Origin of the sequence: uncultured Clostridium sp. (assembly GCF_963527835.1) — a bacterium.
Taxonomy (GTDB): Bacteria; Bacillota; Clostridia; order Clostridiales; family Clostridiaceae; genus Clostridium.
Window position 1 is genome coordinate 1 of sequence record NZ_CAURTC010000026.1, and the last position, 12,850, is coordinate 12,850.

General features: G+C 28.9%; 11 protein-coding genes, 1 riboswitch and 2 other annotated features. Of the genes, 1 reads left to right on the top strand and 10 read right to left on the bottom strand.

What is annotated here, in order from left to right; all coding sequences use genetic code 11:
* The 10 genes from RYM86_RS12530 to ytxC form a co-directional block, all read right to left on the bottom strand.
* On the bottom strand, positions 1 to 1,922 hold a 1,922-nt coding region (locus RYM86_RS12530), incomplete at its 3' end, for a glycoside hydrolase family 18 protein (protein ID WP_315080857.1).
* A 271-nt stretch (positions 1,923 to 2,193) separates the two neighbouring features.
* Positions 2,194 to 2,278: riboswitch (cyclic di-GMP riboswitch) on the bottom strand.
* 444 nt (positions 2,279 to 2,722) lie between these two features.
* Positions 2,723 to 5,098: a phenylalanine--tRNA ligase subunit beta gene (gene pheT / locus RYM86_RS12535; protein ID WP_315080858.1), complete on the bottom strand. Its 2,376-nt coding sequence runs from the start codon at positions 5,096 to 5,098 to the stop codon at positions 2,723 to 2,725.
* A 121-nt stretch (positions 5,099 to 5,219) separates the two neighbouring features.
* Positions 5,220 to 6,239, bottom strand: coding sequence for a phenylalanine--tRNA ligase subunit alpha (gene pheS / locus RYM86_RS12540; RefSeq protein ID WP_315080859.1), 1,020 nt, complete (start codon positions 6,237 to 6,239; stop codon positions 5,220 to 5,222).
* 50 nt (positions 6,240 to 6,289) lie between these two features.
* Positions 6,290 to 6,514: a binding site (T-box leader), on the bottom strand.
* Positions 6,515 to 6,570: 56 nt separating this feature from the next.
* Positions 6,571 to 7,353 (bottom strand): RNA methyltransferase, encoded by a 783-nt coding sequence (locus RYM86_RS12545; RefSeq protein ID WP_315080861.1) that lies wholly within the window; start codon positions 7,351 to 7,353, stop codon positions 6,571 to 6,573.
* A gap of 14 nt (positions 7,354 to 7,367) precedes the next feature.
* A complete protein-coding gene (locus RYM86_RS12550) occupies positions 7,368 to 8,036 on the bottom strand; it encodes a TrkA family potassium uptake protein (protein ID WP_012424026.1) in 669 nt (222 codons plus the stop codon).
* A 13-nt stretch (positions 8,037 to 8,049) separates the two neighbouring features.
* Positions 8,050 to 9,399 (bottom strand): TrkH family potassium uptake protein, encoded by a 1,350-nt coding sequence (locus RYM86_RS12555; protein ID WP_315080862.1) that lies wholly within the window; start codon positions 9,397 to 9,399, stop codon positions 8,050 to 8,052.
* Positions 9,400 to 9,547: 148 nt separating this feature from the next.
* Positions 9,548 to 9,907: a 50S ribosomal protein L20 gene (gene rplT, locus RYM86_RS12560; protein ID WP_003369926.1), complete on the bottom strand. Its 360-nt coding sequence runs from the start codon at positions 9,905 to 9,907 to the stop codon at positions 9,548 to 9,550.
* An 18-nt stretch (positions 9,908 to 9,925) separates the two neighbouring features.
* Positions 9,926 to 10,123: a 50S ribosomal protein L35 gene (gene rpmI / locus RYM86_RS12565; protein WP_003373773.1), complete on the bottom strand. Its 198-nt coding sequence runs from the start codon at positions 10,121 to 10,123 to the stop codon at positions 9,926 to 9,928.
* 21 nt (positions 10,124 to 10,144) lie between these two features.
* On the bottom strand, positions 10,145 to 10,666 hold the full coding sequence (infC, locus tag RYM86_RS12570; RefSeq protein ID WP_012423110.1) for a translation initiation factor IF-3: 522 nt from the start codon (positions 10,664 to 10,666) through the stop codon (positions 10,145 to 10,147).
* 14 nt (positions 10,667 to 10,680) lie between these two features.
* Positions 10,681 to 10,803, bottom strand: a sequence feature (ribosomal protein L20 leader region).
* Positions 10,804 to 10,822: 19 nt separating this feature from the next.
* On the bottom strand, positions 10,823 to 11,731 hold the full coding sequence (gene ytxC, locus RYM86_RS12575; RefSeq protein WP_315080868.1) for a putative sporulation protein YtxC: 909 nt from the start codon (positions 11,729 to 11,731) through the stop codon (positions 10,823 to 10,825).
* 152 nt (positions 11,732 to 11,883) lie between these two features.
* Between ytxC and RYM86_RS12580 the strand changes: the two genes are divergently transcribed.
* A complete protein-coding gene (locus RYM86_RS12580) occupies positions 11,884 to 12,588 on the top strand; it encodes a DUF6873 family GME fold protein (protein WP_315080870.1) in 705 nt (234 codons plus the stop codon).
* The last annotated feature ends 262 nt before the right edge of the window (positions 12,589 to 12,850 follow it).

The window sequence follows — 12,850 nt, forward strand, 5'->3', positions numbered from 1 at the left end:
GTTTTATCAACCACTCCATATAATTTTGGTGCTTGATTTTCTTCTGGTATTTCTGGAACTTCAGGTGTTTCAGAATTTTCCCCATAGATAACTTGCCAGTTCATTTCTGGACTATTGTCTGATACCCTTTGAACTAAAGCAATGCTTTCTATTTTACCATTTCCTTTTAGCTTAAATCTGTAAGTTCTACCTGGTTCAATATTCTTACCTTCCCATACTGATTTAAGATCTAATACTGTGTAACCATTTTCATAAGTTGCATTACCAGCCAAATAATCTCCAGCAGTGAACTTTACATCACCCTTAATATATAACTTAGGTAACTTAATAGTTTCAGCTCCCTTTTCTACAGAAGATAATACTTCTCCTGCTTCTTGTAAAACTTCATTATTTTTTATAGTAATTTCATATCCTTTATTGTCACCCCATGCTTCTTCATACTTTTGTAGTGAAGCAGTGACATCTAAAGGTGAATATTTTACTTCATCTTCTTTTAACTTTCCACTTCCAAATAGACCTTCTTTTGTAGCCTTTGTTAATTCATCTCTCTTATTTGCATCTGTAGTAGGCGCATCTTGTGCAGCCATCCAAGCAATCATACCACCTAAGTTATTTTCATTAACATACTTAGCTTTTTCTTTGATTGATCTTACATTCTCATAAGTAAAGAATACCCCTGTAGTTGCATCATATAAATATGGTGCCTTAGCTTCATCATCCCAATATTCTTTAATGTTTGGATAATTAGCTTTTAATTTTTCTAAATTTCTATATGACCAAACTCCTGAACGACGACCTCCGTCACCTGAAGTTAATGGTGCTTCATTTATAGCTCCTCTTGATGGTGTTTGGTCTGCATCTTTTGCAGTTAATTCAGCTTGTCCAAATAGACCAGGGTTTTTTACATCTGGACCACTTGATACCTTGTCCCATCCACGAGTATAATATGCTGCTCCAATAACTATCTTTTCAGGCTTAGCACCTTGCTCAATTAAGTAATTAACACTTTCATCAACTGATAAGTTCTTACCCTTTATTGGTTCATTTTTATTAGGATATAATCCAGTTTGGTGTCCACTGACTTCATCCCATGCACCTCTCATGTCATAAGACATTATGTTTGCAAAGTCTACTATCTCAAATAGTTTCTTTACATCGATTCCTATATCAATCTTATCCTTTGGCGCTGGTATAGCAACTGATAATTCGTAATTTTTTTCTAATTCTTTTCCTTGTTCATCTAAAGATTTTCTTAAATCTTGAAGTAATAAAATGTAATTTTTTTTATCTTCAGGTCTTGCGTTTTTAGTTCCTTCATCATTTTTATTATCAACTAGGTCAGGTTTTCTAACCTCTCCTGGGAACTCCCAATCAACATCTACGAAATCCATATTTGCATACTTAATGAATTTCATTACGTTTTTAACAAAATTAGCTCTCTTTTGTGGATTTGCTGTCACTTCAGAGAAATCTCCTGATTTAGACCATCCTCCTAGAGATATGCCTATTTTTAAGTTAGGATTTTCTGCTCTTAGTTGTTGTAGTGCCATTAGTATCCCTGAATTTGGTGTATCCCATTGTACTCCTTCTTGACCTACTGGCGCTCCAACAGCTGCTCCTTTATCTGTAAATATAAGATTTCCATTTGCATCAAAATCTAAAAATGCAAAGTTTAAGTGTGTTAATTGATCTGCTGGGATATCTTTTGGATAGAAGGTTTCTTGACCTCCCCATATAGACCAATCTCCATAGTACATAACATTACGTATTTCCCTTGATTGACTACTTGCAACTTCCAAATTTTCCTTTGCAAAGGCTGTCATACCTGTATGTATAGGTGTACATGACATACCTACCATCATTGTACATACAACAGATGTTACAACCATTGTCCTTAGTTTGTGATTTTTCTTTAAGCTCATAAATATTTTCCTCCTATTAGAAATTTTATTTAAAATTTCAATAAGCAGCTAAAGTTTTTCTTTAGGCACATAAAAGAAAATAATAGATCAAATATGCATGGTATATTTGATGTTACACAAGGAGGCAAGTTTAGTTAATATCGAGTTATTAGCTGAACTTGACGACACAGTATGATGCAAAATAGATAAGCATACTGGTCTATTATTTTTGAAATGTGTCTTAGTTTTTTTAAAACAAAGAAAATCTTATACAATTAATAAATTAATATTAATCGGCAACTGGCTGGCATGGAATTTCTTCTTTAGCCCCTTTAGCTTTGCGTCACTAGATTTCCCTAGCTATGCCTATTAAATTTTATTGAAAGTTGTATACATGTAATTATTTACATTCTTTCGGTCTATTTACACTTTAGAATAACCTGTAAAGACACTTTAAAATATATTATCCCAAAGTAACAAATGCCCTCTTGAATGTAACAATAAAATAACAATGTCTACATAATTCTTATCGTATAAAAACAAATTAACTTTATAGCAAAGTATTTCATTTATGTTACTTTGATCCATTTCATCAAAGTATTCAGCAACCTAATTAAGTATATTCTCTTTCTTTTTACATTGTAAACAAATATATAGTATTTCTTCCTCGTTCAATCTTATCTCTCTAACTACATTGTTATTGGCTTTATTCTAGACTTCATCAGCCTCTCACACTTATAAAATTCTATACTTTCCTATATATGAAAAAAGATGACTAGATTTGAGTTTACAAAATCTAGTCATCTGTATTTTCAATATAATTAATCTCTTAAAGTAGCACCTAATTTATATTCTAAAGATCTTAATATCTTATCATGTACTTTATTAACTTCTTTATCAGTTAATGTTTTATCAGCTCTATATGCAATAGCATAAGCTATACTCTTTTTGCCATCAGGAATTTGCTTTCCTTTATAGATATCGAATAGTTCTACTTTTTCTACTAAATTTCCGCCGGCTTTTCTTATGCAATCTTCAATTTCTTGAACTAATACACTATCTTCTACAAGTAATGCAATATCTCTTGTAACAGCTGGGAATTTAGGTAATGCTTTATATTTTCTATCCATATCAGCATTTTCATATAATGCATCTAAGTTAAGCTCTGCAATAAAGCAAGGTACCTCAATACCATAATTTTCAGTTACATCTAAATGAACTTCTCCTAAAGTACCAACTACATTTTTACCTATAACAATTTTTGCAGTTTTTCCTGGATGATAACTTACATTTTCACTTTCTCTTTCATACTTAGAATTCTTTATTCCAAGACCATCAATTATGTTTTCAATTGCGCCTTTAAGATTTAAATAATCACAATCTCCATACATACCAATAGTTAAGATGTTTCTTTCAGTTGGAATTTTAGTTTCATCTTCATTTTTAATATATACTTTAGCCATTTCAAATAGTCTAACATAGTCATTATTTCTTGAATAGTTTCTTCCTAAACATTCCATCATAGAAGGTATAGTAGTAGTTCTCATAACACTATAATCTTCACCTAAAGGATTTTTGATTTTTACTACATTTCTAAGTTCGCTGTCTTCTGGTGCATTAATTTTGTCAAATACTTTTGGTGATACAAATGAATAACTTATTGATTGATTTAATCCACTACCTGTAGCAAGCATTACTACTTTATCATCTAATAATCTCTTTCTATATTTAGGTTCTCTTGATGTAGCAACGCTAAATATTGTAGCAGGAATAACATCATATCCATGTATTCTAGCTATTTCTTCTGCAATATCTTCTCTAATTGCAATATCTATTCTAAATGTTGGAGCTGTCACATTTAAGTTATCTCCATCAATGTCTGTAAATAAATCAACACTATCTAAGCATTTTTTCATTTCTTCTTTAGAAAGATGTGTTCCAAGGAATTTATTAACCCAATTAGAATCAACAATTACTTTACTTTCTTCTTTTTTCTTATTATAAATATCTATAGTTCCTTCTATAACTTCTCCTGCTTCTAATTCACAAATTAATGAACAAGCTCTCTCTATTGCAAGTTTAGCTAAATTAGGATCTATGTCTTTTTCAAATCTTCCTGAAGCTTCACTTCTTAAGTTTAACTTCTTAGAATTAACTCTTATGTTAGTACCATCAAAGTTTGCAGATTCGAAAATAACTTCAGTTGTATCTTCTTTTATTTCTGAGTTTAATCCACCCATTATTCCAGCTAATCCAATTATTTTATTGTCATCTTTTATGCAAAGCATAGAATCGTCTAATTCTCTTTCAGCTTCATCTAAGGTAGTGAATTTTTCTCCTTGCTTAGCTCTTTCAACTACTATTTTATTAGTAGATATTTCTCTAGCATCATAAGCATGCATCGGTTGACCTAATTCAAGCATAACAAAGTTTGTAATATCAACTATGTTATCTATAGGTCTTATTCCTGATTCAAGAAGTCTTTCTTGCATCCAGCCTGGTGATGGCTTAACTTTTACATTTTTAATTTTTCTTGCCATATATCTTAAACATAATTCATCTTTAACTTCAACCTTTAATTCATTTTCTACATTGCCTTCACCAGAAACTTTATATTCTAAATTAGGCATCTTATAAGTAGTTCTTAAAGCTGCTGCTGTTTCTCTAGCCATACCAACTATGCTTAAACAATCAGGTCTATTTGAAGTTATTTCAAAATCTAATATAGCTTTGTTTAATTTTAATAATTCCTTTATTTCTACTCCTAATTCAGTATCAGTAGGTAATATCATTAGGCCATGAACTGGTTCATCTCCAGCTATACCTAATTCTTCTTCTGAACAGAACATACCATTTGATGGTACCCCTCTAAGCTTACCTTTTTTAATTTTAGTTCCATCTGCTAATGTTGAACCATGTAAAGCTACTGGTACTACATCTTGTTCTTTCATATTTGTTGCAGCTGTAACTATTTGAATAGTCTCAGTTCCAATATCAACTTGACAAATACTTAATTTATCAGCATCTGGATGCTTTTCTATTTTAGTAATTTTTCCTGTAACAACTTTATCTATAACATCACCTTGAATTATTAGTTCTTCTAGTTGTGATCCTGTTAAAGTTAATTTATCTCCTAATTCTTTAGGACTAACATTTATATCAACATAATCTTGTAACCAACTAAATGGTACTTTCATATTTTTTCCTCCTCATTTTTCCTTAAGTTCTTAACTTCTTAACTTCTTTAGAACTTATATTTTTATATTTTTAAGATTCCACTCTGAAGTAATACTAATCTATCAACTTTAAACTAATTTTTTAAAATTGATTTAAGAATCTCATATCACTTTCGTATAATAATCTTATATCATCTATACCATACTTAAGCATTACCATTCTATCAACACCAAATCCGAAAGCAAATCCACTATATACTTCTGGATCTATTCCACAATTTCTAAGTACATTTGGATGAACCATACCACAACCTAAAAGTTCTATCCATCCGCTATTTTTACATACTCTACAACCTTCTCCTCCACATACAAAACAAGTTGCATCCATTTCAGCTGATGGTTCTGTAAATGGGAAATGATGTGGTCTAAACTTAGTTTGAACTTTATCTCCAAACATTTTCTTAGCAAATAATTCTAAAGTTCCTTTTAAATCTGCAAAAGTGACTCCTTTATCTATAACTAAGCCTTCCATTTGATAGAATATAGGTGAATGTGTAGCATCCACTGAGTCTGATCTATAAACTTTACCTGGTGAAATCATCTTAATTGGTGGCTTTTGGTTTTCCATAGTTCTAACTTGAACTGGTGAAGTTTGAGTTCTAAGAACTATATTATCATTTATATATAATGTATCTTGCTCACTTCTAGCAGGATGATTCTTAGGTATATTTAATGCTTCAAAATTATAGTGATCATATTCAACTTCTGGACCTTCTTCAATTGTAAATCCCATTGATACAAATATATCTTCCATATTTTTAAGTGTTAATTCTAATGGATGACTCTTTCCTATAACCTTCTTTTTACCTGGAAGTGAAATATCTATTGTTTCACTAGCAAGTTTTTCAACCTTTTCTTTATCCTTTATTTTCTTTATTGCTGCCTCTAATTTTTCTTCTACTTTAGCTTTTGCTTCATTAACTAGCTTTCCTACTAAAGGTCTTTCTTCTGGAGATAATGCCCCCATACCTCTTAATATTGTAGTAAGTTCTCCCTTTTTTCCTAAGAACTTAACTCTAATTTCTTCTAATTCATTACTTTTAATTGAATTTTCAATTTGCTTTACTGCAAGCTCTTGTAATTCTTTAAGTTTTTCTTTCATGTTTTTTCTCCTTTCAGACATTTTTATGCACAAAAAAATCGCCCCCCTATAAAAGGGACGAATTATCCGCGTTACCACCCTAATTGAAACTTATAAAAACATATTATAAGAATCCAACTTAAAATTTAACGGCATTGACCGCTAGCTACTACTTAATTTCACAGCTAGAACTCCTGAGTGAACTTCAATATTATTTCATTTAAATAAGTTTCCAGTCTATGACTTATTCTCCCTAAAAACTTCCTAATATCTACTCTCTCATTCACAGTTTGTAATTATTTAATTCACTATAATTATACAAATAAACTAATTAAAATTCAATACTAAAAATTTAATTAAAATTTTGTCTTACTTTTTCATAAATTATTATGGATGTTGCTATAGCCACATTTAAAGATTCTGCCCCGCCTGGCATTGGTATTTTTACTCTTCTATCAGCTAAATCTAATACTTCATTAGAAACACCATTTCCTTCATTACCAACTGTAAGTATAGTCTTTCCTCTTAAGTCTTCTTTAAAAAAGTCTTTACTACTTTCAAGAGATGTAACTATTAAGCTAAATCCATCTTTTTTTAATGATTTTATTAATGAAAACTCATCATCATCATAATATATAGGCATATAAAATAGTGATCCCATTGTTGATCTTATTGTTTTCTCATTATATATGTCAACAGTTCCTTTAGATAGCACTATTCCATTTACTCCAGCTGCATGAGCAGTTCTTATTATAGTTCCTAGATTTCCTGGATCTTGTACTTTATCACAAAACAAATAAAAATCCCCTTGAAAATCTAAATTTTTATTATCCATTTTAACTATAGCAATTATTCCTTGAGGATTTTCTGTTGATGCTAATTCTTTAAACAAATTATCCGTAATACAGTATACCTTTTGTTTTTTTATCTTATCTTTATCTATATAATTATCTAATTTTTCATAGCCCACTTCAGTTAATATTAAATAATCTATATCTAAATTTGCTTTTACAGCTTCATCAACAAGTCTAAATCCCTCAATTACATACTTATTTACCTTATTTCTATTTTTTCTCTCTTTGAGTTTTTTAGCTTCTTTATATATGGTATTTTCTTTACTTTCAATAAAAATCAAAGTCTACACCTCAATTATTTTAATCTTACTATCATGCCCTCAAGTTTACTTAAATCTTCTGCTGAACCGATAGCTACTATTATATCTTTAGCATTTACAATGTGATCAGCTGAAGGTGATATATTTATATCTTCGCCTTCTTTAATTGCCATAACATTTATTCCATACTGGCTTCTTAACTTGATTTCTCTTAAGCTTTTTCCATCCCATTCATCTAAAGCTTCAATTTCCATTATGCTATAATCAGAAGATAATTCAATATAATCTAGTATACTAGAAGAAACTAAGTTATGAGCAACTCTAACTCCCATATCTTGTTCTGGTAATATTACCCTATCAGCACCAATTTTATACAAAACCTTAGAATGTATCTTATTATTAGCTTTTGCAATTATGTATTTAACACCTAATTCTTTAACAAGTAAAGTTGCCATAATGCTTGCTTGTATGTTAGATCCTATAGTTACAATTGCAACATCAAAATTTCTAAGTCCTAATGTTCTTAGTGCATTCTCATCAGTAGAATCCATTTGAACTGCATGAGTTACATTATCAGAAATATCTTGAATTATATCTTCGTCTTTATCTATTACTAAAACATCATTTCCTAAGTCATATAAAGTCTTAGCAACCGAAGCACCAAATCGCCCTAACCCAATCACTACAAATTGTTTATTTACCAAAACTAAGTCACTCCTATCCTATCAATATCTTACCTTCTGGATATCTATATCCTTTTTTTTTCTTCCTATTTAATAATGCTAAAATTACAGTTAATGGACCAACCCTACCACAATACATTGTAAGCATTATTACAATTTTTCCTGCAAATGATAATTGCTGAGTTACTCCAGTAGTTAACCCTACTGTACCAAAAGCTGAAGTCGCTTCATAAAGTAAATTTATAAAAGATTGATTTGGTTCCACTATAGTGAGAATCATTGTTACTACCATAACAAGCATCATTGCAATAAAGAATAAAGTAAAGGCTTTATATACTAAATCTTTTGAAAATCTTTTTCCAAAGGCTTCAGTATCTTCTCTTCCTTTCAAAACAGAAATTACTGTTAAGATTAGAACACCAAATGTAGCAGTCTTTAAGCCACCTGCTGTTGATCCTGATGATCCTCCTATAAACATTAATATTATAGTAATTAATTTACCAGACATAGTCATATCATCAGTAGATATACTATTGAAACCTGCTGTTCTTGGTGATACAGATGCAAAAAATGAATTTAATATCTTGTCTTTAAAAGTCATTCCACCTATAGTTTGCATATTATTATATTCAAATAAAAATATACATATAAATCCAAAAATAATTAAAAATATAGTAACTAATAATACCACCTTACAATTAATAGATAATCTTTTAGAACTCTTATTATAATTATATATTTCAAGCCATACTGTAAAACCTAAACCGCCAATTATGATTAGAGCACTTATGCTTAATATTACTACTATATTACTAGAATAACCAGTTAAACTATTAAAATTTCCAAATAAATCAAAACCAGCATTACAAAATGCTGAAATAGAATGAAATATACTGTAAAATAATCCCCTTGAAAATCCAAACTGCGGTATGAACTGAGTTGATAATAATAGTGCTCCAAAAAACTGAACTGAAAATGTTAATGCAAAAACATATTGAACCATTCTTACTAAACCTTCAATATTAAAAGTATTCATAGCTTCTTGCATTAATAATCTATCTCTTAAAGTTATCTTTTTTCCTAATAGTATGGCAATAAATGTAGTAAAAGACATGAATCCCATACCACCAATTTCTATTAGAATTATAATTATAACTTGACCAAAAGTACTCCAATAAGTCCCTGTATCTAATGTAATTAAACCAGTAACACATACTGCTGATGTAGATGTAAAAATAGCATCTATAAAATTTGTACTTTCACCACTGGCAGAAGAAATAGGTAAAGTCAATATAAGTGCTCCTATTAAAACAGCTATAGCAAAACCTATAGCTAACACTTGAACTGCATTAAGTCTTGATTTTTTTGTCAGAACTTTTCCCATACACTCACCTCAAAAGGTTAATTTAAAATTACTTCATTTTATTTTACCTATTTAATATAAATTTTATGTAAACTAAATATATATAAATAATTTCAATATTATAATATTTTTCAATATATAATAAAAATGCGACCTAAGTCGCATTTTGTTAAGCGTTTAATTGTTTTTTAGCTACTTCTACTAAATCAGCAAATGCTTTTGCATCATTTATAGCGATTTCTGATAACATTTTTCTGTTTATATCGATACCAGCTAATTTAATTCCGTTCATGAATTTTGAATATGAAAGACCATTGATTCTTGTTGCTGCATTTATTCTAGCAATCCATAATCTTCTGTAATCTCTCTTCTTATTCTTTCTTCCAACATAAGAATTTCTTAATGCTCTAATTACTGATTCGTTAGCTGTTTTAAATAACTTACTCTTTCCACCGTAGTATCCTTTTGCAAGTTTTAAAACCTTCTTATGATTCTTACGAGCGTTTTTTGCTCTCTTTACTCTTGCCATGCTTTAAACCTCCTCAAATTATAGATATGGTAATAATTTTTTCATTACTTTTTCTTCTGATTTTGATACGTATCCACCTTTTCTAAGATTTCTCTTAGTTTTAGGACTCTTCTTTGTTAATATATGGCTCTTGAATGCTTTTGCTCTCTTAAGCTTTCCTGTACCTGTTTTCTTAAATCTCTTTGCTGCACCTCTGTGGCTTTTCATTTTTGGCATAAATAAAATCCTCCTCTCAAGTTATCCCTTTTTAGGGCCTAAAACCATTGTCATGTTTCTGCCTTCTTTTTTTGGATGCTTTTCTATTTGGCAGACATCTTCCAATTTTTTTGCGAAGTTATCAAGAATTCTTGCTCCAATATGAGTCAATTCCATCTCTCTACCTCTAAATCTAACAGTGATTTTAACTTTATCTCCGTCTAATAAGAATTTTCTGGCATTCTTTGCTTTTATAAAAATATCATGTTCTTCTATAGTAAGACTTACTCTTACTTCTTTAACACTTACAACCTTTTGTTTCTTCTTAGCTTCTTTTTCTTTTTTAGATTGTTCATATATGAACTTACCAAAGTCCATTATTTTACACACTGGAGGGTTTGCATTTGGTGAAATCATCACTAAGTCTAACTCTTGTTCTTCTGCCATTCTCATAGCTTCTCTTGAAGAAATCACACCTAACTGTTCTCCATCATTTGCAACTACTCTTAATTCTTTTTGTCTTATCTCTTCATTAATAAAATAATCTTTACTAATACTTTTCACCTCCGAGGAATTTTATACATAATAAAAGACGGCCATAAGCCGTCTTACACTATCACTATTGATAAAATCTAGAGATATAACCACACTAGTACTTCACAACTGTATGGTGAGAAACGGCTATGTTTCTTCTTTACGAACTAAATTATATCAAGCATTTCATAATGTGTCAATACTTTTTATTATTATTTTTTTATTTTCACATTTCATGCATCCACTACAATATTCGACTCTCTCTCCAAACACACTATTAATAGTCTCTAGGAATTCTCTATTAATAGAATTTTCTTTATTATGGATGATTATCTTTTTAGGAGTGTTTGTAATCAATCCGCTTATCAATATATCTTCTGTGCTAACATCACTCATCTTCTTGCAGTCTGAAAATTCTTCCTTAAATGTTTTTAATAAATCTGTTTCATAATTGTCAGTTACCCTATAGTTCCCACTTTCATCTATGAATATATCTATAAGCTCAATCTTATAATCTTGTATATCAACAAAATACTTTAATAATTTAACAAACTCTTTATACTCCTTTTCAACAATGTAATTTTCAACTACCTTTTGTATTATTTTTTCTATATCTCCTCTAAGTTTCTTCATTCTAAATGTTATAAATCCATTTATATTAATTTCTTGCTTTTCTTTTATACAATCTTTTATCTCTTCAATAATTCCATTCATTTTATTTAAATAATAAATAGAGTTACCATCTTTTAATCCGCTTTCACATTCTAGTACTTTTACAATATCATCCTCTATTTCTAATATTTCATCTTGCTTTAAGAAGAAATAATTTTCTGTTAAAAATTCTAACATTTCTTTTTTTCTATAATTATCAATAACGATTTTATATAAAATATTACTTACATATAAATTAATAATATCTTTTACCTTTTCATTATAATGTTCTTCTTCACAAATGATTTTTATTATATGAGTCGTATCTTCTATGCTTTCCACTAATCCTATTAATATATTTTTTTTCTTTAGCAATTCTCTTAAATCTTGTAATTCACCAACAAAATCTAATTCATCATTATAAGCTAATTTCAAAACAAGCATGGATTTCACTCCCTTCTTACATTAGTATGTAATAAACTTAAAGCTCTTATACTTATAAAAATACTAAATTTTAGATTTTTATATCCTATTGTTTTTTTCTCGATCTTGTAGTAGTTTCTTATTATAAATTATTTATATTAAAGGAGATTTCTATGTATTGTTTTATTGACTATAGATCAACAAAAGAAGAGATTGACAATTTACAAAAACTTAATATTGAGCCCATTTTAGTTCCTAAATCTAATAATGTATATGAATCAATAAATGGTCATCCTGATATTCAAATGAACATATTAAAAAATTCTTCTGAAAATCAAATTATTATTCATAAGGATATACCTTCAGAATTTATAAACTTATTAGATAAAAAGAATATAAAGTATATTCTTTCAAATTCAGCCTTGTCTAATACATATCCTAATGATATTATTTTAAATTCCTTAATTTTAGATGATTACTTTATTCACAACTTAAAATATAGCGATAATAATCTTCTAAATTCTCAATCTTCAAAATTAAAGATAAATGTATCTCAAGGATATACAAAATGTTCTGTATTACCTATTAAAAACAAAGCACTTATAACAAGTGATGTAGGGATTTATTCCACATTAATAGATTATGATTTTGATGTTCTTTTGCTTCCTCCAGGTGATATACTTCTTCCAAATTTAAATTATGGATTTATTGGAGGTACTGGAGGGTTGATTTCTGATAATAAGCTGGCTTTCTTTGGTGAATTAAATCATTATACGTGGGGGAATGAAGTGAATAAGTTTTTATATAAATATGATGTTTCTCCTATTTATTTAAGAAAAGGTAAATTAATAGATAGAGGTAGTTTGCTTCTACTTTAAATCTAACTTGTAAATTTATCACATCCACTATTAATAATATGATTTTATTTTTTTTCTGTTCCTACATTAATATTTTTCTAATCAAAAAAATAGTTACACAATTATTATTGTTCAACTTTAACTTGATATTTAAATCCTAAAGTTTTCTTTCTTAATATTAAAAATAAAAAATGTACTTTAACTTAAACGTCAAAGTACATTTTTTTATTTTATTTAATTCTAAAACAGTCTTTATAATTAAAAATATTATTTAATTATAAAT